The sequence below is a fragment of the Streptomyces sp. NPDC031064 genome, from assembly GCF_055570965.1.
Window position 1 is genome coordinate 154,427 of sequence record NZ_JBVIGF010000008.1, and the last position, 24,260, is coordinate 178,686.

Annotated in this window: 22 protein-coding genes, 3 tRNA genes and 1 pseudogene; 12 read left to right on the plus strand and 14 right to left on the minus strand. The window is 72.1% G+C overall.

The window, feature by feature from the left end; translation table 11 throughout:
• Positions 1-208: 208 nt before the first annotated feature.
• Positions 209-282: transfer RNA gene (locus ACZ46W_RS27410), tRNA-Lys, on the minus strand.
• A gap of 196 nt (positions 283-478) precedes the next feature.
• On the opposite strand from ACZ46W_RS27410, the gene ACZ46W_RS27415 reads away from it, so the two are divergent.
• The 5 genes and pseudogenes from ACZ46W_RS27415 (at position 479) to ACZ46W_RS27435 (ending at position 5,946) form a co-directional block, all read left to right on the plus strand.
• Positions 479-1,804: a peptidoglycan-binding protein gene (locus tag ACZ46W_RS27415; RefSeq protein WP_468342757.1), complete on the plus strand. Its 1,326-nt coding sequence runs from the start codon at positions 479-481 to the stop codon at positions 1,802-1,804.
• 56 nt (positions 1,805-1,860) lie between these two features.
• Positions 1,861-3,183: pseudogene (locus ACZ46W_RS27420) on the plus strand (SPFH domain-containing protein); the annotation flags it as partial.
• Between the two features lie 179 nt (positions 3,184-3,362).
• Positions 3,363-3,953 carry a lytic polysaccharide monooxygenase auxiliary activity family 9 protein gene (locus ACZ46W_RS27425; protein WP_468342760.1) on the plus strand — a complete coding sequence of 197 codons (591 nt, stop codon included), beginning with the start codon at positions 3,363-3,365 and terminating at the stop codon, positions 3,951-3,953.
• Between the two features lie 107 nt (positions 3,954-4,060).
• The gene (locus tag ACZ46W_RS27430; protein ID WP_468342763.1) at positions 4,061-5,314 is read left to right on the plus strand and encodes a sensor histidine kinase; all 1,254 of its coding nucleotides are present in this window, start codon (positions 4,061-4,063) and stop codon (positions 5,312-5,314) included.
• Positions 5,293-5,946, plus strand: coding sequence for a response regulator (locus tag ACZ46W_RS27435; RefSeq protein ID WP_468342766.1), 654 nt, complete (start codon positions 5,293-5,295; stop codon positions 5,944-5,946). Before ACZ46W_RS27430 ends, ACZ46W_RS27435 begins: the two co-directional genes overlap by 22 nt.
• A 57-nt stretch (positions 5,947-6,003) precedes the next feature.
• Here ACZ46W_RS27435 and ACZ46W_RS27440 read toward each other — a convergent pair.
• The 6 genes from ACZ46W_RS27440 to ehuB form a co-directional block, all read right to left on the minus strand.
• Positions 6,004-6,077 (minus strand) — tRNA-Lys (locus ACZ46W_RS27440).
• A gap of 86 nt (positions 6,078-6,163) precedes the next feature.
• Entirely contained in the window at positions 6,164-6,922 is a 759-nt protein-coding gene (locus tag ACZ46W_RS27445) for an IclR family transcriptional regulator (protein ID WP_366131119.1), read from the minus strand.
• A 166-nt stretch (positions 6,923-7,088) separates the two neighbouring features.
• Positions 7,089-7,844: an ectoine/hydroxyectoine ABC transporter ATP-binding protein EhuA gene (gene ehuA, locus ACZ46W_RS27450; protein WP_468342770.1), complete on the minus strand. Its 756-nt coding sequence runs from the start codon at positions 7,842-7,844 to the stop codon at positions 7,089-7,091.
• The gene (gene ehuD / locus ACZ46W_RS27455; RefSeq protein WP_468342773.1) at positions 7,834-8,484 is read right to left on the minus strand and encodes an ectoine/hydroxyectoine ABC transporter permease subunit EhuD; all 651 of its coding nucleotides are present in this window, start codon (positions 8,482-8,484) and stop codon (positions 7,834-7,836) included. Before ehuD ends, ehuA begins: the two co-directional genes overlap by 11 nt.
• Entirely contained in the window at positions 8,481-9,233 is a 753-nt protein-coding gene (gene ehuC / locus ACZ46W_RS27460; protein WP_468342776.1) for an ectoine/hydroxyectoine ABC transporter permease subunit EhuC, read from the minus strand. Before ehuC ends, ehuD begins: the two co-directional genes overlap by 4 nt.
• Positions 9,230-10,117 (minus strand): ectoine/hydroxyectoine ABC transporter substrate-binding protein EhuB, encoded by an 888-nt coding sequence (ehuB, locus tag ACZ46W_RS27465; protein WP_468342779.1) that lies wholly within the window; start codon positions 10,115-10,117, stop codon positions 9,230-9,232. Before ehuB ends, ehuC begins: the two co-directional genes overlap by 4 nt.
• A 42-nt stretch (positions 10,118-10,159) precedes the next feature.
• Here ehuB and ACZ46W_RS27470 point away from each other — a divergent pair, with 42 nt between their 5' ends.
• On the plus strand, positions 10,160-10,657 hold the full coding sequence (locus ACZ46W_RS27470; RefSeq protein ID WP_366131114.1) for a DUF3830 family protein: 498 nt from the start codon (positions 10,160-10,162) through the stop codon (positions 10,655-10,657).
• Here ACZ46W_RS27470 and ACZ46W_RS27475 read toward each other — a convergent pair.
• Together ACZ46W_RS27475 and ACZ46W_RS27480 are read right to left on the minus strand one after the other, a co-directional pair.
• Positions 10,638-12,059 carry an amidase gene (locus ACZ46W_RS27475; protein WP_468342782.1) on the minus strand — a complete coding sequence of 474 codons (1,422 nt, stop codon included), beginning with the start codon at positions 12,057-12,059 and terminating at the stop codon, positions 10,638-10,640. The genes ACZ46W_RS27470 and ACZ46W_RS27475 overlap by 20 nt on opposite strands.
• Entirely contained in the window at positions 12,052-13,002 is a 951-nt protein-coding gene (locus tag ACZ46W_RS27480) for a D-2-hydroxyacid dehydrogenase (RefSeq protein ID WP_468342785.1), read from the minus strand. Before ACZ46W_RS27480 ends, ACZ46W_RS27475 begins: the two co-directional genes overlap by 8 nt.
• 76 nt (positions 13,003-13,078) lie before the next feature.
• On the opposite strand from ACZ46W_RS27480, the gene ACZ46W_RS27485 reads away from it, so the two are divergent.
• From ACZ46W_RS27485 to ACZ46W_RS27500, 4 genes are all read left to right on the plus strand, one after another.
• A complete protein-coding gene (locus ACZ46W_RS27485) occupies positions 13,079-13,915 on the plus strand; it encodes a maleate cis-trans isomerase family protein (RefSeq protein WP_468342788.1) in 837 nt (278 codons plus the stop codon).
• Positions 13,912-14,631: a maleate cis-trans isomerase family protein gene (locus ACZ46W_RS27490; protein ID WP_468342791.1), complete on the plus strand. Its 720-nt coding sequence runs from the start codon at positions 13,912-13,914 to the stop codon at positions 14,629-14,631. The genes ACZ46W_RS27485 and ACZ46W_RS27490 overlap by 4 nt, the downstream gene beginning before the upstream one ends.
• A gap of 84 nt (positions 14,632-14,715) precedes the next feature.
• Positions 14,716-15,798, plus strand: coding sequence for an LLM class flavin-dependent oxidoreductase (locus ACZ46W_RS27495; protein WP_468342794.1), 1,083 nt, complete (start codon positions 14,716-14,718; stop codon positions 15,796-15,798).
• A gap of 385 nt (positions 15,799-16,183) precedes the next feature.
• On the plus strand, positions 16,184-17,857 hold the full coding sequence (locus tag ACZ46W_RS27500) for a glycosyl hydrolase family 18 protein (protein WP_468342797.1): 1,674 nt from the start codon (positions 16,184-16,186) through the stop codon (positions 17,855-17,857).
• Positions 17,858-17,898: 41 nt separating this feature from the next.
• On the opposite strand, the gene ACZ46W_RS27505 is transcribed toward ACZ46W_RS27500, so the two are convergent.
• Entirely contained in the window at positions 17,899-18,303 is a 405-nt protein-coding gene (locus tag ACZ46W_RS27505; RefSeq protein ID WP_468342800.1) for a nuclear transport factor 2 family protein, read from the minus strand.
• 92 nt (positions 18,304-18,395) lie between these two features.
• On the opposite strand from ACZ46W_RS27505, the gene ACZ46W_RS27510 reads away from it, so the two are divergent.
• Positions 18,396-19,301, plus strand: coding sequence for a LysR family transcriptional regulator (locus ACZ46W_RS27510; protein WP_468342803.1), 906 nt, complete (start codon positions 18,396-18,398; stop codon positions 19,299-19,301).
• On the opposite strand, the gene ACZ46W_RS27515 is transcribed toward ACZ46W_RS27510, so the two are convergent.
• On the minus strand, positions 19,288-21,240 hold the full coding sequence (locus ACZ46W_RS27515) for a putative bifunctional diguanylate cyclase/phosphodiesterase (RefSeq protein ID WP_468342806.1): 1,953 nt from the start codon (positions 21,238-21,240) through the stop codon (positions 19,288-19,290). The genes ACZ46W_RS27510 and ACZ46W_RS27515 overlap by 14 nt on opposite strands.
• A gap of 550 nt (positions 21,241-21,790) precedes the next feature.
• On the opposite strand from ACZ46W_RS27515, the gene ACZ46W_RS27520 reads away from it, so the two are divergent.
• Complete coding sequence (locus tag ACZ46W_RS27520; protein ID WP_468342808.1) at positions 21,791-23,032, plus strand: M6 family metalloprotease domain-containing protein; 1,242 nt, start codon at positions 21,791-21,793, stop codon at positions 23,030-23,032.
• A gap of 45 nt (positions 23,033-23,077) precedes the next feature.
• Here ACZ46W_RS27520 and ACZ46W_RS27525 read toward each other — a convergent pair.
• From ACZ46W_RS27525 to ACZ46W_RS27535, 3 genes are all read right to left on the minus strand, one after another.
• Positions 23,078-23,151 (minus strand) — tRNA-Lys (locus ACZ46W_RS27525).
• Positions 23,142-23,759: a bifunctional DNA primase/polymerase gene (locus ACZ46W_RS27530; RefSeq protein ID WP_468342811.1), complete on the minus strand. Its 618-nt coding sequence runs from the start codon at positions 23,757-23,759 to the stop codon at positions 23,142-23,144. Before ACZ46W_RS27530 ends, ACZ46W_RS27525 begins: the two co-directional genes overlap by 10 nt.
• A gap of 108 nt (positions 23,760-23,867) precedes the next feature.
• Positions 23,868-24,218, minus strand: coding sequence for a hypothetical protein (locus tag ACZ46W_RS27535; RefSeq protein WP_366131102.1), 351 nt, complete (start codon positions 24,216-24,218; stop codon positions 23,868-23,870).
• Positions 24,219-24,260 lie beyond the last annotated feature (42 nt).

Below are 24,260 nucleotides of genomic sequence, written 5' to 3' on the forward strand. Positions count from 1 at the left end.
CGGAGCATCCCCCGAAACTGCTCCCAACTGCACGAACCTCATGCCCCATTGAGGGGCATCGGCTCCAGGATAGGGTCTACGCCCGCCACTCTTGATCGCAAGGGTGAAACGGACCGTTTGCCGGGCATGGGCATGGTTTGTGAGCTTCCCGGGAGCGGTGGTACGACTGAGGCCCCCTCACCCGTGGTGAGAGGGCCTCGGCCTCGCGTGCGCCGCCAGGGACTCGAACCCCGGACCCGCTGATTAAGAGTCAGCTGCTCTAACCAACTGAGCTAGCGGCGCCTGCTGACCTGCATAACTCTACCCGATCTCCAGGGGTGCTCCGGACCACCGCGGCCCGCCCGGTGATCATTGGCGGCCCTTCCCGGCCTGTCGGCGAGCCGTTTTTTCCCTTTCAACCGTCAAAATGCGATATGTCGGGACAGTTGAGACACTGGCGCCCGTACCGCAGCACCGGAAGATCCTGGAGGGGAACCGCATGGCCGCCGTACCGGACTTCGAGGAGTACGAGCCCCCCGCCGACTGCCCCTGCACCGGCTGCGCCCGGCAGCGCCGCGAGACCGCGCTCCGCCTGGCCGTGCGGTCCGGCGGCCACCCCGCCGCGCACGGCGCGCGCCGCGCCCTGGTCCTGGTCACCGCCGCCGGGGTGGCCCTCGGCGGCGGCGCCGTCGCGGCCGCCCACCCGTCCGGTCCCGCCGGCCCGGCCGGTCCTGCCGGCCCCGTGGGCCCCGGCAGGGTCCGGGACGACCCGGACGCGGCCACCCCGCAGGGCGGCACCGGGCCACTGCACGGGCGCCCGCACGCCGGGCCGACGGGCGGCCACGTCTCCGCCCCGGCCCTGCGCAAATCCACCCGGGCCGAGATCATCAACCGGGCCAAGCGCTGGGTCGCCGCCAAGGTCCCGTACTCCATGGAGAAGTACTGGACGGACGGGTACCGCCAGGACTGCTCGGGTTTCGTGTCGATGGCCTGGAACCTCGCCGGCAACGAATGGACCGGCACCCTCGACCGCTTCGGCACCCGGCTGGACCGCTCCGAGCTCCAGCCCGGCGACATCCTGCTCTTCCACAACCCGGCCGACCCCAGCCACGGCTCGCACGTCACCATCTTCGGCGGCTGGACCGACTACACGCACACCTTCTACACGGCCTACGAGCAGACCCGGCCGCACGCCCGCAGGCTGGCCACCCCGATGGCGTACTGGAACAACTCCAGCCGTTACGTCGCCTACCGCTACAAGGGCCTGAGCGGCGGGACCCCCGGCAACCCCGGCAGCCCCGGCGCGTCCGTGGCCTACCCGGGCCGGGCGTCGTTCGGGCCGGGAGCGGACAACCGCTACGTCACGAGACTCGGGCGGATGCTCGTCGAGCGGGGCGGCGGGCGTTTCTACCGCTCCGGGCCCGGCCCGCGCTGGAGCGAGGCGGACCGCAAGGCGACGCGGGCCTTCCAGCGGGCGCAGGGCTGGACCGGACGGGACGCGGACGGGCTGCCCGGCCCGGACACCTGGCGGCTGCTGGTCAGGGGAGAGGGCCGGGACATCCCCGACGGCGGCCGGACCGCCGGCGCGCCCGCTTTTCCGGGGCGCGACCACTTCCGGCCCGGCCGGTCCAACGAGCACGTCGAGCGGCTCGGGCGCCGGTTGGTGGAGCGGGGCTTCGGCGCCCACTACCGCTCAGGGCCCGGGCCGCGCTGGAGCGAGGCGGACCGGCGCAACGTCGAGGCGTTCCAGCGGGCCCAGGGCTGGCGCGGCGCCGCCGCCAACGGCTACCCGGGCCCCGAGACCTGGCGGCGCCTGTTCCGATGAACGACCACGAGGAGGCAGGGTTGAGTACGGCGACGCCGGAGGGCGGCGGGGCGACGGCCGGTCGGCGCGTCCCGGTGATCGGGAACGAGACCACCGGGACGATCCCGGTGCATCTGCTGTTCCGGGACGACGGGAAGCAGGACCCGGGAGCGGTGGACACCGCCGGACCGGTCACGGTCGTGCGGGGCAGCCGCGTGACCACGGAGGTACGCCCGGCCGCGACAGCCGCATCGGCGGCATCGGTCACCCCGGCGGCACCGGCGGTACCGGTTGCGCCGGAGGCACCGGCGGCGGAATCGGCGGCACGGGTTGAACCGGCGGCCCCGGCGGCATCAGCGGCACCGGTGGCGCCGGCAGCACCGGAGGCACCGGCGAAACCGGCAGGACCGGCAGGACCGGTGGCATCGGCGGCACCGGCGGAGCCGGTCGCTGTCGGCGTGGCCGCGCCGGTGCGGCGGGGCGCGCCGGCCGCCGACCCGGAGCTGGCCGAGCGGCCCGGGCCGGTGCTGCCCGGGTGGGCCGGGGTGGCGGCCGGGACGGTCGCGCTGGCGGGGTGCGCGGCGCTGCTGTGGTGGACGGGGGTGGTGCCGGTGTCGGTGACCGGCATGCTGGGGCTGCCGTCGCGCCCGTACCACGGCATCCCGCTCGGGTTCTGGGCGGTGCTGGCACTGGGCGTGCTGGTGGTGTTGTTCGCGTTCGGCGGGCTGGGGCGGGGGCGGGTCGGGTACGCCTGGGTCCTCACCCTGTTCGGCGACTACCGGGGCAGCGTGCGGCGCACGGGGCTCATGTGGGTGAGCCCGCTGCTGCTGCGGCGCCGGATCGACGTACGGCTGCGGCACTGGCGCAGCGAGCCGCTCCCGGCCGTCGACGCGAACGGCACCGCGCTGCGGGTGGTGGTGCTGGTGGTGTGGCGCATCCGGGACACGGTACGGGCGGCGCTCGGGGTGGCGGACCACGAGCAGTACTTGCGTGAGCAGGTGGAGTCGGCGATGGCCCGGGTGCTGTCGCGGCTGCCCGCCGACGCCTTCCACGACGACGCCCCGACGCTGCGGGACGCGGAGGTGGTGGGGGAGGCGCTGACGCGGATGCTGGCGGCGGAGTGCGCCCCGGTGGGGATCGACGTCTTCTCGGCGCAGCCGACGCGGATCGAGTACGCGCCGGAGATCGCGGCCGCGATGCAGCGGCGCCGGGTCGCGGCGATCGACGCCAAGCACCGGGACACGGTCCTGACGTCGGTGGTGGACGCGGTGGACGACATGGTCCACCGGCTGACCACGCGTGGTCTGGTCGAGCTGGACGACTACGACCGCAAGGCGCTGGTCAAGGACCTGACGGTGGCCTTCTACACGGGCAGGAGTGGTCCGGTCGAAGGCCCGTGATTGGTATGGACATGCTCAACTCCTGTCCATACATTGGAACTTGGTCTAGACCGCAATCCCCACCCGTGGTGCCCCCGGCATCACCCCGCACCACCCCGCACCACCGGCACCACCCGTACCACCCGCACGCGTGCAGCACGGCTCATGGAACTTCCCCCACGTCCACCTGGAGCAACAGCATGCGACACAAGATAGGCGCGGCCGTGGTGGCCCTCGGCGTGGCCGGGGTCTCCCTCCTGGCCACCGGCAGCGCCAGCAGCCACGGCTACACCGACTCGCCGATCAGCCGTCAGAAGCTCTGTGCCAACGGCACCGTGACCAACTGCGGCAACATCCAGTGGGAGCCCCAGTCGGTCGAGGGACCCAAGGGCTTCCCGGCCGCCGGCCCCGCCGACGGCAGGATCTGCGCCGGAGGCAACGGGCAGTTCGCCCAGCTCGACGACCCGCGCGGCGGCAATTGGCCCGCCACGAGGGTGACCGGCGGCCAGAGCTACACCTTCCGCTGGCAGTTCACCGCTCGGCACCGCACCACCGACTTCAAGTACTACATCACCAAGAACGGCTGGAACCGCACCGCGCCGCTCACCCGCGCGGCCCTGGACCCCCAGCCGTTCCTGACCGTCCCGTACAACGCCCAGCAGCCGCCGTCCACGCTGACCCACCAGGGGACGATCCCCAGCGGCAAGACGGGCAAGCACCTGATCCTGGCCGTCTGGACCATCGCGGACACGGCGAACGCCTTCTACGCCTGCTCCGACGTGCAGTTCTGACGGACGGGCAGGGACAGCCGCCGTGCGGCTGGTAGGGCCTGCCATACCCCGCGTACCCCCGCTGGGGCCATGGTGGCGCCGTGAGCCCGGCGCCTACCGTGATTCCCATGGATCCCCGTACGCCCTGGCAGGCCCTGACCAGGGGTGACTACCTGCGCGGCGGCTGGCCCTGGCGGTCGGCCGGCTATCTGGCGAGCGGCGCGCTCGTCGGCGTACCCGTGCTGGCCGTGCTGCTGGTGCTGGCCGCGTTCTCGCTGGTGCTCGTCGGCGTGCCGCTGCTGCTGCTCGCCGGGGTCGCCCTCGGCGGCGTCGAGCGGTGGCGGCTGCGGCTCGTCGACACCGACCCGGCCGCCGACCCGCACGGGATACCGGAAGAGCCGGGGCTGTGGGCCTGGCTCCGGCTCCGGGCGCGGGAGCAGGCCACCTGGCGGGAGCTGGCGTACGCGCTGCTGCACGGCTGCGTGCTGTGGCCCCTGGAGCTGCTCGCCCTCACCGTGACCCTGGGCGCGCCGCTCGCCCTGCTGGCGACGCCCGTCGGGCTGGCCCTGGACGGGCACGAGATACGGGTGCTGAAGGGTCCCCTGGTCACCACGTACCCGGTGGCCTTCGCGGCCGCCCTGTGCGGGCTGCTCCTGCTGCCCGCCCTGCTCTACCCGCTCGGCGCCCTGGCCGGTGCCCGCGCCGCGCTGACCCGGCTGCTCCTCGCGCCCCGCGACACCGAGCTGCGCCGCCGCATCGGCGAGGTCACCCGCTCGCGCGCCCGCCTGGTCGCCGCGTTCGAGGCCGAGCGCCGCCGCATCGAGCGCGACCTGCACGACGGCGCCCAGCAGCGGCTGGTCGCCCTCGCCATGACCCTCGGCCTCGCCCGGCTCGACGCCCCGCCCGGTCCGCTCGCCGACCAGCTCGCCAAGGCCCACGACGAGGCCGGCCGGGTCCTCACCGAGCTGCGGGAGCTGATCCATGGCATCCACCCCCAGGTCCTCGCCGACTACGGCCTGGGCGCCGCCCTGACCGACGCCGCCGACCGGTCGGCCGTCCCCGTGGACACCGACCTCGACCTGCCGCGCCTCCCGCCGCCCGTCGAGAGCGCCGCCTACTTCGCGGTCTGCGAGGCGCTCACCAACATCGGCAAGCACAGCGGCGCCACCCGGGCCCGGCTCACCGCCCGGCACGGCGGCGAGCTGCTCCGCATAGAGGTGGAGGACGACGGCACGGGCGGCGCGGACGCGCGGAAAGGCACCGGTCTGACCGGCTTGGCCGACCGGATCGCCGTCCTCGATGGCAGACTGGCGATCAACAGCCCGACGGGCGGGCCGACCGTGCTGCGAGTGGAGATCCCGTGCCGAGCCCTCTGCGGATAGTCCTGGCCGAGGACAGTGTGCTGCTGCGCGAGGGGCTGACCGGGCTCCTCGCCCGGTTCGGCCACGAGGTCGTCGCGGCGGTCGGTGACGCGGCCGCCATGCAGGGCGCGGTCGCCGAGCACGACCCGGACATCGTGGTCACCGACGTGCGGATGCCGCCGGGCTTCCGGGACGAGGGGCTGCGCGCCGCCGTGGCGCTGCGCGCCGAGCGCCCCGCCCTGCCGGTGCTGGTCCTCAGCCAGTACGTCCAGCGTGCGTACGCCGCCGAGCTGCTGGAGTCGGGCGACGGCAGCGGTGTGGGCTACCTGCTCAAGGACCGGGTCGGCCAGGTGGAGGAGTTCCTGGACGCCCTGACCCGGGTCGCGGCGGGCGGCACGGTGGTGGACCCGGAGGTCGTGCGCCAACTGTTGCGCCGGCACCGTGATCCGCTGGAGGCGCTGACGCCGCGCGAGCGCGAGGTGCTCGCCCTGGTGGCGGAAGGTCACTCGAACGGCGAGATCGCGCGGCGGCTGACGGTGACCGAGGCGGCGGTCGGCAAGCACATCGGCAACATCCTGGGGAAGCTGAACCTGCCGCCGGCCGAGGACACCCACCGCCGGGTCCTGGCCGTCCTCGCCTTCCTCCGCGCGTGAGGACGGATCCCGAGCACGAGAAAGCCCCCCGCTTCCGCGAGGGGCTTTCTCCGTCTGTGCGCCGCCAGGGACTCGAACCCCGGACCCGCTGATTAAGAGTCAGCTGCTCTAACCAACTGAGCTAGCGGCGCCTGCTGACAGAGTTAATACTACCTGGTCCGAGGGGTGCTCCCGACCACGAGGGCGTGAGCTGGCTCACAGTAGGGCTCCGGGAGGTTTAGAGGGCCAGCGAGAGCACCACCGGTGCCGCCTTGCGATTGAGCGTGTCCGCCGCCGAGCGGAGCCGGTGCGCGTGCTCGATCGGGAGCGACAGCGCGAGGCAGCCGACCGCCGATCCGGCCGTCAGCGGCACCGCCGCGCAGACCGTGCCCACGGCGTACTCCTGGAGGTCCAGCACCGGGACGGTCGGCGGCTGGCTGTCCAGCTTGGAGAACAGGACCTTCTCGCTGGTGATCGTCCGGGAGGTGAGCCGGGCGATCTTGTGGCGGGAGAGGTGGTCGCGGCGGCCGTTCTGGTCGAGCTGGGTCAGCAGACACTTGCCGACCGCGCTGGCGTGGGCCGCCGAGCGGAAGTCGACCCACTCGTTGACCTTCGGTGTGTGCGGACCGTCGGCCATCTGGGTGATCTTGACCTCGCCGTCGATGTACCGGCTGATGTAGACGGCGGCGCCGACGGAGTCGCGCAGCTCGGTGAGCGTCTCCTGGAGTTTGTTCTGGAGGGCCTCGCGGCGGGTGGCACCCGAGCCCAGCAGCACCAGGGAGTCGCCCACGACATAGGCGCCGTCGCTGACCTGCTCGACGTACCCCTCGCGGCGCAGCATCAGCAGCAGCGGGGTCAGATGGCCGGCCGGGAGCCCTGTCTCACGTGCGATCTGGACGTCGGTCACCCCGCCGCCGTGCCTGGAGATCGTTTCGAGAACACGCAGGGCGTACTGCACCGAATGGAACGGCGCGGTCGGCTCGGGCTTCAGCGCCACGGTTTCCCCCTACCAGGTTGTGACCGCAAGCTTCCGTACCACGATAGCCGCCAAGAGCCGTTTCGTGGGCTCCTGTTGACAAGAAACTGTCCCGCCCCACACGCATACGCTGGGGCGGGACACGGGGGCATATGCCACCGGCACACTTCCGGTCGGTAATGAGAGGTCAGAGGACCGCACCGAGGAAGTCGCGCGTACGTTCGTGCGCCGGATCGGAGAAGATTTTCTCCGGCGAACCGGACTCGATGACCTTCCCCGAATCGAACATGAAGACCTCGTCCGAGATGTCACGGGCGAAGTTCATCTCGTGGGTGACGCAGAGCATGGTGATGTCCCTGCTCCTGGCGATGTCCCGCAGCAGGTCCAGCACCCCGGCGACCAGCTCCGGGTCGAGCGCGGACGTCACCTCGTCCAGCAGCAGCACCTTCGGCCGCATCGCCAGCGCGCGGGCGATCGCCACCCGCTGCTGCTGGCCGCCCGAGAGCTGGGCGGGTCTGGCGCCGCACTTGTCGGCCAGCCCCACCAGGTCCAGCAGCTCCCGGGCACGCTGCTCGGCCTCGTCCCGGTCCAGGCCGAGGACCCGTACCGGGGCCTCGGTGATGTTGCGCAGCACGGACATGTTGGGAAACAGGTTGAACTGCTGGAAGACCATGCCGATCTTCTTGCGCGTCTCGCGCCTCTGCTTCTCGTCGGCCGGGAACAGGTGGCCGCCGTTCACCCGGATGGTCCCCGAGTCGGGGCGCTCCAGGGTCATCAGCATCCGGAGGATCGTGGTCTTGCCGGAGCCGGACGGCCCGATGAGCGTGACGTGCCGGCCCTCCTCGACGGAGAAGCACAGGTCGTCGAGGACGGTGTTCTCGCCGAAGCGCTTGCTGACGTTCTCGAAACGGATGAGTTCACTGCGGACGGGTTCACTTGACAAGGCGGCGCTCCAGGGACCGTACGAAGAGGGAAGCCGGGTAGGCGATCAGGACGAAGGCGACACCGACGACCGTGAGCGGCTCGGTGTACTGGAAGGTGGACGCGCTCTCCAGCCGGGACTGCTGGAGCAGCTCCAGCACGCTGATGCCGGCCAGCAGCGGCGTGTCCTTCAGCATCGCGATGACGTAGTTGCCGAGCGCCGGCGCGATCCGGCGCAGCGCCTGCGGCAGGATCACCGCGAACCAGGTCCGGTGGGCCGGCAGGCTCAGCGCGGTGGCCGCCTCCCACTGGCCCACGGGCACGGCGTCGATACCGGCCCGGTAGACCTGCGCGGTGTACGTCGAGTAGTGCAGCCCGATGGCGAGGGTTCCGGTGGTCAGCGCCGAGAACTGCACCCCCCACTCCGGCAGGACGAAGAACAGGAAGAAGAGCTGCACCAGCAGCGGCGTGTTGCGGATGAACTCGGTCACCACGTTGACCGGCCACCGCACGAACCGGCTCGGCGCCCGGAAACCGGCCGCCCACACCAACCCCAGGGTGAAGGAGATCAGCGAGCCGAGCACCAGCACCTGGAGGGTGACCAGCAGCCCGTCCCAGAAGCGCGGCATGAAGTCCGCCACCGCGGACCAGTCCCAGGTCACTGGAGACCACCCCGCACAGACGTGCCGGTCGCGCCGAGGCGCCTGGTCCTTCTGCCGGGGGTCCGGGGGTTGTCCCCCGGGGGATTGGAGTACTTGACCACCACCCCCAGGTTGGCCTTGGTCTTCCGTTCGAGGGCCTTCATGGAGCGGGTGATGACGAACGCGATCACGAAGTAGATCACCAGGATGATGGAGTAGATCTGCGCGCTCTCCTGGGTGGCCAGGCGCACCAGATACGCGGCGAAGGACACGTCACCGACCCCGAGCAGCGACACCAGCGCCGTGCCCTTGAGCAGTTCGACGAGCAGGTTGCAGAAGCTCGGGATCATCTCGGGCACCGCCTGCGGCAGCACCACCAGCCGCATCCGCTGCCACGGCGTGAAGCTGAGCGCGACGCCCGCCTCCCGCTGCGCCTCGGGCACGGAGTTGAGGGCGCCGCGCACGATCTCGGCGCCGTACGCCCCGTACGACAGGCCGAGCGCGAGGACCGCCGCCCACATCGGGACGAGCTGCCAGCCCAGCAGCGGCGGGACCACGAAGAACAGCCAGAACATCAGGATCAGCGCGGACGTGCCCCGGAAGATCTCCGTGTAGGCGCCCGCCACGAAGCGGACGAGCAGGGAGCGGTGGGTGCGGGCCATGCCGACGCCGAAGGCGACCAGCGCGCCGAGCGCCGCGCTGTAGACAAGCAGTTGGATGGTGATCCAGATGCCGGGGAGTACCCAGTTCTGCCAGAGTCCGGCGGTCATCGGCACAGCTCCTCGGCGGTGAGGGTGGTCATCTCCGCCTCGGTGAAGCCGAAGCGCCGCATGATGCGGAAGAGTTCGCCGCTCTTCCTCATCTTGTGGATCTCGGTGTTGAAGGCGTCACGCAGCTCGGTGTCGGTGGGGCGGAAGGCGAAGCCGCCGCCGTCGATCTTCTTCTTGCCGTCGACGACGGCCGCGAACGGCGGCGTCGCCTCGGCCCGGCGGCTCTTCTTCACCACCTCACGGGTGGTGAGCGCGGTGCCGGCGAAGACGTCCACGCGGCCGGACTCGACGGCGTTCAGCCCGGCCACCTGATCCTGGAGAATGACGATGTCCTTCTCGGGGTACCCGGCCGCCACGGCGTAGTCGATCTCGGCGTACCCGGTGCCGGTGGCGAACCTGGCCTTGGTGCGCACCACGTCCTCGTACGACCGGAGGTTCTTGGGGTTGCCCTTGCGGACGATGAAGGAGTCGAGCATCTGGTACTCGGGGTCGGAGAAGATGACCTGCTCGCACCGCTCCTTGTTGATGTACATCCCCGCCGAGACGACGTCGAACTGCTGGGAGTTCAGGCCGGGGATGAGGGAGGCGAAGTCGGTCGCCACGGGTTGGACGCGGCCGATGCCGAGCCGCTTGAAGACCACTTTGGCCAGCTCCGGCGCCTCGCCGGTGAATTCGCCCTGGTCGTCGACGTACCCGTAGGGCACCTCGCCGGCGATGCCGAGGCGGACGGTGCCCTGGGATCTGAGCCGGTCCAGCGCGCTGCCGGAGGCGACCCGGCTGCAACCGGTGGCGGAGGCGGCGCCGACGGCCGCCACGGCCGGGGCCAGCAGGAGGGTGCGCCGCCGTATGGGGTGAGTTCTGTGTCGACGAGCTGTTCGAGCCATGGGCGCGCGGCTACCCGGGAGCGGTCGGGGTATGCGTACGGGATGGCCGACCGATACCTGACCGTGTCCCTGGACAAGCGCGGGGTGCGGTGCACCGCGAAACTGCTGGACGACCGGGCGCCGTTGACCTGCGCGGCCGTGTGGGACGCGCTGCCGCTGGGCGGTGATGTCTACCACGCGAAGTATGCCCGTAATGAGATCTATGCCCTGTTTCCGGCGTTCGCGGAGGCGGAACCGCCGCTGGAGAACCCGACGGTTACCCCGATTCCGGGCGATTTGTGTTACTTCACCTTCGAAGGTACGGAGTTGGGAACGGCGGCGTACGGATACGGGCGCGAGGAGCTCTCCCGCCGCCCCGTCACCGTCGACCTCGCCCTCTTCTACGAGCGCAACAACCTGCTGCTGAACGGCGACACCGGCTGGGTCCCCGGCATCGTGTGGGGCACGGTGGTCGACGGCCTCGACCGGATGGCCGAGGCCTGCCAGGACCTGTGGCGCGCGGGCGCGCTCGGCGAGACGCTCAGCTTCCGCCGGGCGTAGCGGCGCCGGGCCTCATGGCCTGCGCGGCGCCCGACTCGTACAGCGCGTGCGCCGCCCGCAGCACCAGGTCGTCCCGGTGCCGGGCGGCGACCAACTGCAGCCCGATCGGCAGACCGTCGCCGTCCGCGCCGACCGGCACGGTCGCCGCCGGCTGCTGCGTGAGGTTGAACGGGTACGTGAACGGCGTCCACGCCGTCCAGCGCCGCGAGCCGTTCGGCGCCTCCACGCCCGCCTCGAACGCGGTCAGCGGCAGCGTGGGCGTCACCAGCAGGTCGTACGACGTGTGGAACCTCCCCATCCGCCGGCCCAGCGCCATCCGCGTGTCCACCGCCGCCAGGTACTCCAGCGCGCTGTACCGCGCACCCCGCTCGGCGACCTCCCGCAACCCCGGGTCCAGCAGCTCCCGCTGCTCCCGCCCCAGGGGCTGGACCAGCCGCGCCGCCCCGCTGAACCACAGCGTGTGGAAGGCGTCCACCGGGTCGGCGACGTCCGGGTCGGCCTCCTCCACGTACGCGCCCAGGCCCGCCAGCCGCTCCACCGCCGTCCGCACCGCCGACGCCACCGCCGGGCGCACCGCGACCTGCCCGCCCAAGGACGCCGAGTAGGCGATCCGCAGCCCCTTCACGCCCTCCTGGAGCGTGGCGCTCACCGGCCGCGCCGGGCCCAGGTGGGACCAGTCCCGCCAGTCGTCGCCGCTGATCACGTCCAGCAGCAGCGCCGCGTCCGCCGCGTCCCGGGTCATCGGACCCGTGTGCGACAGCGTGCCGTACGGGCTCGCCGGATAGATCGGCACCCGCCCGTACGTCGGCTTCAGCCCGAAGATCCCGCAGAACGACGCCGGGATGCGGACCGACCCGCCCCCGTCCGTCCCCAGCGACAGCGCGCCCGCCCCCAGGGCCACCGCCGCCGCGCTGCCCCCGCTGGAACCGCCGGCGGTCCGGGAGGGGTCGTGCGGGTTGCGGGTGACGCCCGACAGCGGTGAGTCGGTGACGCCCTTCCAGCCGAACTCCGGCGTCGTCGTCTTGCCGAGGAACACCGCTCCCTCCTCCCGCATCCGGGCCACGGGTGGCGCGTCCTCGTCCCACGCCCCTTGCGCACGGGTGGTCCGCGACCCGCGCAGCGTCGGACCGCCCGCCTGGAGCAGGACGTCCTTGACCGTCACCGGCACCCCGTCGAGCCGCCCCCTCGGCTCCCCGCGCCGCCACCGCTCCGCCGACGCCGCCGCGCCCGCCAGCGCCTCCTCGGCGTCGACCCGCACGAACGCGTTCACCAGCGGCTGGACCGCCTCGATGCGCTCCAGCGCCGCGCGCACCGCGTCCACCGGCGAAAAATCGCCCCGTGCGTAACCGTCCAGGAGTTGACGTGCGGTCAGGTCCGTGAGGAACGTCGTCGGCTCAGTCATGCACGGGTACGTACCCACGTTTCTTGTCCACCACGTTCGGCAGCGGCCGCCCGGCCGCCCACAGCTCGTACAGCTCCACGAACTGCGCCGCCAGCCGGTCCCGCCAGCCCACCGTGTCCCCGCTCATGTGCGGCGAGACGATCAGCCCCGGCACGTCCCACAGCGCGCTGTCCTCGCCGAGCGGTTCCTCGGTGAACACATCCAGCGCCGCCCCCGCGATCCCCCGCTCGCGCACCGCCGTGACCAGGTCCTCCTCCACGACGAGCTGCCCGCGCCCCACATTGATGAACCGGGCCGACGGCTGCATCAACCCGAAGCGCCGCGCGTCGAACATGCCGCGCGTCGACTCCGTCAGCGGCGCCGCGCACACCACCCAGTCCGCCCGCGTCAGCAGCAGGTCCAGCTCATCGGCGCCGTGGACGCGCGGCCGCGCGGTCCGCCCCACGACCGCCGTCCGCACACCGAGGGCCCGCAGCGTCGTGGCGACCGCCCGGCCGATCGGCCCCGCCCCGACCACCACCGCCCGGCTGCCCGCCACCCGCAGGCTCTCGCGGTGCCGCCAGCGCCGCTGCCGTTGCAGCTCCAGCGTGCCCGGCAGGTCCTTCGCCATGGCCAGCACCAGACCGGCCACGTACTCGGCGATCGGCTCCTCGAACACGCCCCGCGCGTTCGTCACCACCGTGTCCGAGGCGACCAGTTCCGGGCACAGCAGCCGGTCGACCCCCGCGCTCGCCGTGTGCACCCAGCGGGGTCTGCGCCCGTCGCCGGGCCAGGCCGCGCGGACCGCGTCGGAGGTGAAGTCCCACACGAGGAGCACATCGGCGGCCGCGAGCTCCGAGGCGAGGGAGCGCTCGTCGGCGTACCGGACGTCGGCCCGGCCGATCAGCCTGCCGAGGCGGGGCGGAGGGTCCGCCCTGAGAACGAGAAGTGTGGGCAGCGGCATCAATTGACCACGCTCGCACCCGAACCTACCGTCGTCAACAAGAGGCTGGGGAGCCTGTGAACGCTGGGGGCCTGTCATGGACGTCTCCTTCCTGGGCGGGCCCGGCCCGCAGCGCGGTGTCGGCGTCGTCGCGCCGTTCGACTTCGCCCTCGACCGCGAGCTGTGGCGCTGGGTGCCCGACGACGTCTCGCTGCGGCTGACCCGGACGCCCTACGTGCCGGTCGAGGTGTCCCTGGACCTGGCCCGGCTGGTCAGCGAGCACGAGACGCTGACCGACGCCGTACGGGCCCTGTCGGCGTCCGAGCCGGAGGTCGTCGCGTACGCCTGCGCCTCCGGCAGTTTCGTCGCGGGCCTCGCGGGGGAGCGGGCCATGTGCGCGGCCATGACCCGGGCGGGCGAGGTCGCCTCCGTGACGACCTCCGGTGCCCTGCTGGAGGCGCTGACGGAACTGGGCGCGCGGCGGATCGCGCTGGTCACGCCCTACACCGAGTCGGTGACCCGCGCCCTGGAGGACTATCTGCGCGAAGCCGGGGCAGCCGTCACGGGGCGGGCCTTCCTCGGACTGACCAGGCACATCTGGAAGGTGCCCTACCGCGACGTGGTGGACATGGCGCGGCGGGCGGTGCGGGGCGCGGCCGACGCGCTGTTCATCAGTTGCACGAACCTGGCGACGTACGACGCGATACCGCAACTGGAGGCGGAACTCAGGATGCCGGTGCTCTCCGCGAACCAGGTCACCATGTGGGCGGCGCTGCGCCGGATCGGCGCGGAGGCCGTCGGCCCGTACCAGGCGCTGCTCATGAACGGGGCCGCCGAGCCGGGCCCCGGGGTTGCCCAGGCGGCCCCCGGGATCGCCCAGGCGGCCCCCGGGGCTGCCCCGGCGGCCCCCGACCCCCAGGAGGGCGTGACATGACGACTGTCGGACTGCTCTACCCCGGGCACTCCGCCGAGGACGACTACCCCCGCATCGAGGCGCTGCTCACGGGCGTCAACGTGCCGATCGTCCACACCGACATCGGTGAGGACGCCCACCGCGTCGACGCCCTGCTGGAGATGGGCTCGGCCGAGCGGCTCGCCGCCGGGGTGGAGGAGCTGCGCCTGTCCGGCGCCGAGTCGGTGGTGTGGGCGTGCACGAGCGGGTCGTTCGTGTACGGGTGGGAGGGCGCCCACGAGCAGGTCCGCGCCCTGGCGGTGACGGCCGGGCTCCCGGCGTCGAGCACCTCGTTCGGCTTCGTCCACGCGGCGCGGGAGGTGGGCGCCGGGCGGGTGGCGGTGGCGGCCACGTACCCGGAGGACGTCACGGAGCTGTTCGCCCGGTTCCTGAAGGCGGCGGGCATCGAGGTCGTCGCGTCGCGGGCGGGCGGGGTCGTCACGGCGGCCGAGGTCGCGACGTGGGGGCCGGAGCGGGTGCTGGAGCTGGTGCGGGCGGCCGACCATCCGGGCGCGGAGGCCGTCCTCGTGCCGGATACGGCACTGCACACGGTGGGCTGCCTGCCGGAGCTCGAGGCGGCGGTGGGCAAGCCGGTGCTCACCGCCAACCAGGTGACGGTGTGGGAGGGGCTGCGGCTGGCGGAGCGGCGGGGGGCGTGGTCGGCGGAGCTGGGGGCGCTGTTCGCGCGGAAGGACTGACGCGCGGGGGAGGGGGGGAGGGGGGAGGGGGAGGGGAATAAGCGGAGTGGTCCTCCTGTTGCTGGGTGGCTGTACGTGTTTCCTGTGCAGGAGGGTCCAGCGGTGAGCGACGACGTCATACGAGGCAAGGCGCAGGGGAGCGCGCCCGTACCCCTGTCGGTGCTGGACCTGGTCACCGTGGGCAGCGGCCGCACCGCCACCCAGGCGCTGGGCACCAGCGTCGACCTCGCCCGGCTCGCCGAGCGGCGCGGGTACCACCGCCACTGGGTCGCCGAGCACCACTCCATGCCCGGCGTCGCCTCCTCGTCGCCGGCCGTGATCCTCGCCCACCTCGCCGCCCACACGTCGCGCATCCGGCTCGGATCGGGCGGCGTCATGCTGCCCAACCACGCGCCGCTCGTCATCGCCGAGCAGTTCGGCACCCTGGAAGCGATGGCGCCGGGGCGCATCGACCTGGGGCTCGGCCGGGCCCCGGGGACGGACGGCGCCACGGCCGCCGCGCTGCGCCGCACCGAACGGCTGGCGGAGGGGGCCGACGAGTTCCCGGAGCAGTTGGCGGAGCTGACGCGCTTCCTGGACGACGACTTCCCGGACGGTCACCCCTACGCGCGCATCCACGCCGTGCCGGGGCCGGTGCAGGGTCCGACGGGGCGTCCGCCGGTGTGGCTGCTGGGTTCGTCCGGGTTCAGCGCGCGGCTGGCGGGGATGCTGGGGCTGCCGTTCGCGTTCGCCCATCATTTCTCGGCCCGGAACACCATCCCGGCGCTGGAGCTGTACCGGGACTCGTTCCGGCCCTCGGCCGTCCTGGACGCGCCGTACGCCCTTATCGGCGTCTCGGCGCTCGCCGCGGACGAGGAGCGGGAGGCACGTCGGCAGGTGCTGACGGGCGCGCTGTCGATGGTCCGGCTCCGCACCGGGCGCCCGGGGCTCATTCCGACGCCGGAGGAGGCGGAGGCGTACGAGTTCAGCGCGGTCGAGCGGGACTTCGTCGACGGTTGGCTGTCGAACGTCGTGCACGGCACCCCGGACGCGGTCCGGGCCGGGCTGGACGACCTTCAGAAGCGCACGGGCGCGGACGAGCTGATGATCACGGCCAACGCGCACGGGGCGGAGGCGCGGCTGCGCTCGTACGAGCTGATCGCGGACGCGTACGACTTGGCGGGGTGAGCGGGGAGGGCGGGTCGGTTTTCGGGTGGGGGGCGTGGCCCCTCCGGGCTCACCTCCTCGAGGCCGGCGGCCTTGGGCCACGCGTAAGGGAGCCCGCCCCTTGCCGCCGGTCTCTGCGGGGGCGACCCTGCACGGCCCCACCCCGGTCGTACGCCGTCTGACCGTTGGTTCTGGCTTGGGAACGGATGCACAAGCTTCCTAAGCCCGGCTTAAGCCGCTCGTCACCCGTGGTGGCGGCGGCTTTTTCGTGGGCGGACGCCCCTCTGACTAGGGATTTTGGGCGGAGATTGGTCTAGTCCTGTTTTGGTCCGGACCATTGACGGGGCGTTCACGCGGCGGCTATCACTTCGTCAACTACCGCTGCGTAATCCCCCGGAGGCCGCACGTGCACCACCGCAGACCCCTCATCGCCGCGCTCACGAGCGTGGCGCTCGCCGCCGGAGTGCTGGCCTCGTTCGGTGGCGCCGGTACGGCCAGCGCCCAGACCGCCGCCTCTTCCGGTGGGGTGAAGATCGCGTACTACGACCAGTGGAGCGTGTACGGGAACGCCTTCTACCCCAAGCACCTGGATACGCGGGGCATTGCCGGGAAGCTGGATGTCCTGAACTACTCGTTCGGCAACATCCACCCCACGGAGCTGACGTGCTTCGAGGCCAACAAGGCGGCCGGTGACGACAACAACCCCAACGCCGGTGACGGCGCGGGTGATTCGTACGCCGATTACCAGCGCTCCTTCTCGGCCGCCGACAGCGTGGACGGTGTCGCCGACAAGTGGGACCAGCCGATCGTGGGCGTCTTCAACCAGTTCAAGGAGCTGAAGGCGAAGTACCCGAAACTGAAGATCAACATTTCGCTCGGCGGGTGGACCTACTCCAAGTACTTCCACGACGCCGCGAAGACCGATGCCAGCCGCAAGAAGTTCGTGGCCTCGTGCATCAAGCAGTACATCGCCGGCGATCTGCCGGTCGAGGGCGGGTACGGCGGGCCCGGTACGGCCGCCGGGATCTTCGACGGCATCGACATCGACTGGGAGTACCCGGGCTCGCCCGACGGGCACCTCGGCAACCATTACGGGCCCGAGGACAAGCAGAACTTCACGCTGCTGCTCGCCGAGTTCCGCAAGCAGCTCGACGCGTACGGGGCGGAGAAGGGGAAGAAGTACCTGCTGACCGCTGCTCTGCCGGCCGGCCAGGACAAGATCAAGCACATCGAGACCGACAAGATCGGCGCGTACCTCGACTACGCGAACATCATGACGTACGACATGCACGGCGCCTGGGACGGTGACGGGCCGACGTACCACCAGTCGCCGTTGTACTCCGGTGCCGGTGACCCGACCGACCCGATCAAGCCGGGGAACGAGAAGTACTCGATCGACAACGCCATCGACTCCTGGATCGACGGCAAGCCGGCCTACGGGATCGCCGGTGGCTTCCCGGCGAACAAGCTGACGCTGGGGTACGAGTTCTACTACCGGGGCTGGAAGGGCGTTCCGGCCGGGGCCAAGAACGGCCTCGCGCAGCCGGCGACCGGTGCCTCCGCCGCCCGGCCGGTCAGCCAGCAGGCAGGCATCGCGCACTACAAGGAGCTCGGCGGCATCGTCGACAACCCGGCGACGACCTTCTGGGACGACGAAGCGAAGGCCGCGTACTTCTACAAGGACGGTGAGTTCTTCACCGGGCTGGACAAGCGTGCCATCCAGGCCCGCGCGGACTACGCCCACAGCCGGGGCCTGGCGGGCGCGATGATGTACTCGCTGCTCGGCCTGGACGAGCGGACGACGCTGCTCAACGACATCGTGGCGGCGGTCGGTTCGTCCCCGACGACCCCCGATCCGACGCCGACGCCCACGCCGACGCCCACGCCGACTCCGACCCCCACGCCGACGGACCCGCCCGTGGGCTGCTCGGCGGCGGCGTGGTCGTCGGTGACGGAGTACACCGGCGGAGCCCAGGTCTCGCACAAGGGGCACACCTGGAAGGCCAAGTGGTGGACGAAGGGCGAGGAGCCCGGCACCACCGGCGAGTGGGGTGTCTGGCAGGACCTCGGCGCCTGCTGAGACCCTTCGCCCCTGCCCGGAGTCACTCCGGGCAGGGGTTCTCAGCCGTTTTCCACCAGGACGTTGAAGAACTCGTCCACGGCGGACTGGTCGGCCGGGAAGTGCCGGATCTCGGCGATGCGCCCGTTCTCGATGCGGAAGACCAGCACCCAGTCCATGTCGATGTCCGTGCCGTCCCCCCGGTGGCTCACGCAGTGGTGGACCTCCACCACATGGCTCTCGTCGGCACCGGCGTACCACACGTCCGCGGTGAAGTCGCCGGTCGCGAGCCCCTCCAGGTACGTCGTGATGCCCTCCGCGCCGCGGTGGCTGCCGGCCAGGGGGTGGTTGCCGGGTACGTGCCACACGGCTTCCGGCGCCAGCACGGAGTCGCGCAGGCCATCCAGGTCGCCGGTGGCGTATCCGGCCCAGAAGCGTCTGATCAACTCGATGTTGGGGTTGCTCATCTCACGTCTCCCCGGCCTGCGGCTCCTTGTGTGATCGAGCTTCCCGCCGATCCACCGCTCCGGTCCAATGCTTGAATCCATAACCTTGCGGCATGGACATCGACACCCGGCTGTTGCGCTACTTCGCCGCCGTCGCCGAAGAGGGCAACCTGACCCGCGCCGCGGAACGGTTATTCATCTCGCAGCCCGCACTGACCAGGCAGATCAGGCAACTCGAAACCCAGTTGGGCGTGGAGCTGTTCGTACGCTCCCGCAACGGCATGACCCTCACCGAGTCGGGTACCGCGCTCGCCGCCGCCGTACCCCCCGTTCTCGAGGCGTGGAGTACCGCGCTGCGCGCCACCAAGGTCGCGGCGGAGCGGGCGGCACGGGTGCTGCGGGTCGGGTTCGTGGCGTCCGCCGCGAACGAGCTGACCCAGCAGATCATCGCCGAGTTCGCCCGCCGCCGCCCGGGCTGGCGGGTGCGGATGATCCAGACCGGCTGGGAGGACCCGACGGCCGGGCTGGCCGGCGGCGAGGCCGACGTGGCGCTGCTGCGGCTGCCGTTCCCCGGCCAGGACGAGCTGGGTGTGGAGGTGCTGCTCACCGAGGACCGGTGGCTCGCCCTGCCCGCCACGCACCGGCTGGCCGGCCGTGACGTCATCGACTTCCGCGAGGTCTTCGACGAGCCGTTCGTCGCCACGCCGGACGCCTCCGGCTGGTGGCGCGACTACTGGCTGGCCGCCGACGAACGTGACGGCCACCCCGTGCGGGTCGGCGCGGTGGCGAACAACCCGGACGAGTGGCTCAACGCCATCGCGAACGGCTACGGCATCAGCCTCACCCCGGAGGCCACCGCCCGCTTCTACCAGCGCCCCGACGTGGTCTACCGGCCGGTGCGCGGCGTGAGCCACAGTCAGGTCGGGGTGGTGTGGTCCCGTGACGGCGAAGTCCCGGGCGTGGTGCGGGACTTCGTCCGCAGCGCGGTGACCGTGAGCCGTGGGGTCAGCCCGCAGTGACCCCGATCAGTTCGGCGATGCGCTCGGCGGTGACCGCGCGGGAGTAGAGCCAGCCCTGGCCGGTGTCGCAGCCGATGCGCCGCAGCCGGGCCGCCTGGCCGGACGTCTCCACGCACTCGGCGGTCACGGTCAGCCCGAGCCGGTGCGCGAGCTGCACCAGCGCCTCCACGATCACCTCGTCGGCCGGGTTCGGATGCTCCTCGTCCTGGAAGCCCCGGACGAAGGATCCGTCCAGTTTGAGGACGGACACGGGCAGGCGGCTGAGGTAGGCGAGGTTGGAGTACCCGGTGCCGAAGTCGTCGATGGCGATCCGCACACCCATGTCGCTGAGCGCCTGGAGGGCTTGCAGCGGCCGCCCGGCGGAGCCCATCACCGCCGACTCGGTCAGTTCCAGTTGGAGCAGGTGGGGTGCGAGTCCGGTCTCGGCGAGGATCTCGGCGACGTCCGCGACCAGGTCGGAGTCCCAGACCTGGCGTACGGCGACGTTGACGCTGACGAACAGCGGCCGTTCGTGCGGGTGGTCGAGCTGCCACTGCCTGGCCTGCCGGCACGCCGTGCGCAGCACCCAGCGGCCGAGCTGGACGATCGAGCCGTCCTCTTCAGCAATTCCGATGAACCGATTCGGCGCCAGGGAGCCGAACTGCGGGTGGTTCCAGCGGACCAGCGCCTCCACGCCCCGGACCGTTCCGTCGGCCATGCCGACGAGGGGCTGGTACTCCAGGGCGAACTCGCCGCGTTCGACGGCCGGGCGGAGGGTGGAGGAGAGCGACTGCCGGGTCATGCGATGGGCGTTGCGCTCCGGGTCGAAGAGCGTCCAGCGGGCCTTGCCGTCGGCCTTGGCCCAGTAGAGCGTGGTGTCGGCGGCCTGCATCAGGCCGTTCACGGTGGTGCCGGCGGCGGTCCGTTCGACGACCCCGATGGACGCCGACACCGACAGCCGCTGCCCGGCGAGGTCGAACGGCCTCTGTACGGCGGCGAGTACGGACCTGGCGAGGTCGGCGAGCTGTTCCGTACCGGTGGAGTCCTCGACGAGGATCGCGAACTCGTCCCCGCCGAGCCGGGCCACGAGGTGGCCGCCGCCGCGGGTGTAGCCGTCGCTGTCGGCGCACTCGGTGAGCCGCGCGGCGACGGCGGCGAGCAGCCGGTCGCCGACGCGGTGCCCGAGGGTGTCGTTGACCGCCTTGAAGCCGTCGAGGTCGAGGTAGCACAGCCCGATCCGGCCGGTGCCGCCGTCGTCGTACGAGGAGTTCTCCAGTGCGGAGGTCAGGCGCTCGAAGAACAGCGTGCGGTTGGGCAGCCGGGTCACCGGGTCGTGCATCTGGAGGTGCCGCAGCCGCGCCTGGAGCTGGCGGCGGTCGCTGATGTCGGCGATCGACAGCAGGACGCCCCGGCTGGGGGTGACGGGCGCGACGGTCACCTCGGCCCACAGCGACCGCCCGTCGGGGTGTTTGAGGCGGCGCGTGCAGCGGAAGCGGGAGCGCCGGCCGCGCAGCACCTCGTGGTACGCGTGCCAGGTCCGGCTGTCCGACGCCAGGTCGACGAGGTCGGCGGCGGCCTGTTCGCGGAGCGAGGCGGTGTCGGTGCCGAGCAGCGCGGCGAGGGCGTCGTTCGCGGTCACGACGAGCCCGTCGGGGTCCACGACGGCCATCGCGATATGGGCCGCGTTGAAGGCGGCCCGGTAGTCGTGGGCGTGGGTCTCGGAGGCGTTGGCGGGGTCCGGGTGCGGGCTCTGAGGGGCAGGGGAGGTGCCGGGGGTGTCCCGGGCGGGCTCGCCGGCCGGGGGCTCGCCGGCCGGGGTGTGGGGGACCGGCTCGCCGTTCGGGTGCGGTGTGTGGGGGGCGCGGTCCGAGCGCGGCGTGCGGGGGGCTGAGGCCGGGGCCGTGGCGGGCTCGTGATCCGGGTCCGGCCGGTCGCCGACCGGGGGCGGGGCGGGCCGCACGGCGTCGTTCCGGGCCGGGGCGCGGTCGGGCGGGGCCGGTGGGGAGGGCGTCGTGGCACGCGCGTCGGGCGTCTCGGGCAGGACGCGGGCAGCGGTGGCCGAGGGGCGCGGTTCGCCGACGGTTTCATGACGCTCTGTGACCGGACGCCGGGTGGTTCCGGTCGTTGAGGCTGCCGCAGCTCCCGGTCCTTCGGAGGTTCCGTTCACGGCTCGCTCCCGCAAGGCAGTTGTGACGCACAGATGTGGTCGGGATGGGTCGGCCAGGAAAGTGTGCCGATCATAGAGGCTCTCGCGGCGGCCGTTCCAGCGCCGCCACCGCGTGAGACAGGTGGGGTTGTTGTGAGGAAGCGCACCACCCACACGAGGCCGATCGTTTCTGCACGGGTGTGGCACGGCCCGGTCCTGCCGTGACCGGTTGTGACTGTCGGTGAACTTCCCGGACCGGCGGGGCGCGTCGGCGGCTCACCCGACTGGGGCAGCGGAACAGGACGTATGACCACAAATCGCCACAGGGTGGTGAGACGTCCCGTATGCCGCACCGGAGGTTGACGTGGAGGGTCAGCAGACACCCGAGGGAGTGGAACGCCGCCGCCTGCGCTCCACCGCCGCGGGGCTCTTCGCCCTCCTCTCGCTCGCCGCCACCGGACTCGTCGCCGGCCCCGCGAGCGCCGAGCCGGTGGCCGGGCCGTGCGCCCTGCGGCGTACCGACGCCCACCACTCGCTGGGCCTGGACACCTGGAACACCGCCTACCCGCGCCCCGTCCGCCGGCTCGACGCGCTGATGGTCTTCCTGTCGTTCCCCGACTCCCGGCCGCTGACCGCCCCCGACCAGCTCGCCGCCGACTACTTCCCCGAGACCAGCCACTTCTTCGAACGGGCCTCGTACGGAAAATTCACCCTCCGCCCGCATCCACGGCGCGACTGGATCCGGATGCCGCACCCGTCCACCTCGTACGCCATACGGCGCGACTGGGCGCCGGACCGCCGCGCCGCCTACCTGCGCGACGCGCTCGCCGCGGCCGACCCGGTGGTCGACTTCTCGCGGTACGACATCGTCTACCTGGTCGCCGACCCGGACGCGCCCGGCGTGGACTCCGACGCGACGAAAGTCGTCAACTTCAACACGCCGCTGTACGCCGACGGTGCCCCGATCAAACGCGTGGTGACCGTTTTCGAGCGGCACCCGCCGGACCGCAACGTCCTCGCCCACGAGACCGGGCACGTCTTCGACCTGCCCGACCTCTACCACCGGCCGATGGACGGCAAGGGCGACTGGGACACCCACGTGGGTGACTGGGACGTCATGGGCAGCCAGTTCGCCCTGGCGCCGGAACTGTTCGGCTGGCACAAGTGGAAGCTGGGCTGGCTGGACCGGCGCCAGGTGCACTGCGTGGCCGGACCCGGCAGCAGCCGCTTCACCCTGGAGCCACTGGCGGCGAGACCCGAGCGGGGCGCCTCGGTCGGCACCCGGCTGGCGGTCGTCAGGACCGGCAGCAACAGCGCGCTGGCGATCGAGGCGCGCGGGGCGACCGGGAACGACCACGGCACCTGCACCGAGGGCGTGCTGATCTACCGGGTCCGTACGGACGCCGTGTCCGGCGGCGGGCCCGTCGAGGTGATCGACACCCATCCGTCCACCGACGCCTGCTGGGACCGGTCGGTCTACCCGCCGCTCGCGGACGCGCCGCTGCGCGTGGGGGAGACGTTCACGGTGCCGGGGGGAACCGCCCGGGTCGAGGTCGCCGACCGGACGCGGACGGGCGCGTGGACGGTCCGGGTGACCGTACCGTGACACACGAGAAAGCCCCCCGCTTCCGCGAGGGGCTTTCTCCGTCTGTGCGCCGCCAGGGACTCGAACCCCGGACCCGCTGATTAAGAGTCAGCTGCTCTAACCAACTGAGCTAGCGGCGCCTGCTGACGTCGTAGACCTTAGCACCCTGGTCGGCGGTAGGAAAAATCGAAACCCGCACGCCGGCGGCCACCCCCGCCCGGGCGGCCCGCACACATGCCCAGAGGATCACCTCGGGGCCGGGCAGCCAGGGGTGCCGGGTGTCCGGAGCCACCAGCCAGCGCGGCGCGCCGCCGTCGCCGCCGGGGGCCGGCGCGGGGACGGTGATCGCGTCGCCGGTGCCGTGGCACAGCAGGGGCGGTACGGCGTCGCCCCTCCCGCTCGGGCTTCGTCCCGGGTCCCCCACCTCCCAGCGGAGCAGGGACGGCAGCCGGTGCGCGGTGCCGGGCGCGGTGAACAGCAGCATCCGCCCACGGTGCACGGCCACCGGGCCGGAGCCGGGGCCCTCGCCCCACAGCCGGTCGAGCATGCGGCGTCCGAAGACCGACTCCACGCTCACCACGTCGAAGACCGAGCCGCACGGCAGCACCGCCGGGGCGGCGGGCCGGGACTGCCACAGGGCGAGGGTGGAACGCGGGTACGCCGCCGCCGACGTCAGCCAGTCGACTCCCGCGGCCGTGACCTCCGTGGCGTGATCGTGGGGCGTGTCGTTTCGCAGCCATGCGCTCATGGCATCCACGTCTACCGGTGGTGACGGCGCGATTCCGGGGAGTTGCCGGAAACCGGGACAGGACGGGGCGGGGAGGAGTATCTTCCGCCTCCGTCATATGCCACCCGGCTACTCCTCGCCGGGACGGCCTCCGTTGCGCAGCAGGTCGCGCCCGAACTCGATCATCTTCTTGGCGTAGTCCTCGGTCCACTCGGCGCGCTCGGCGATGTCCCCGGCCGTCAGCCGGTCGAACCGCTGCGGATCGGCGAGCTGCGCGGCCGCGAGCGCCTGGAACTCGACCGCCCGGTCGGTCGCCGCCCGGAACGCCAGCGCCAGCTCCGTGGACCGGGCGAGCAGCTCCCGGGGGTCCTCCATCGACTCCAGGTCGAAGAAGTGCTCGGGGTCGGAGGCGGCCTCCGCGGGTTCGAAGAGCAGGGGCGCGGGCCTCAGTCGCCGCTCACTCCGCTCGGTTTCCGCCATGAGTGTCTCCTCCTCGCACGACGCGCTTCCCCCACCCGCGGG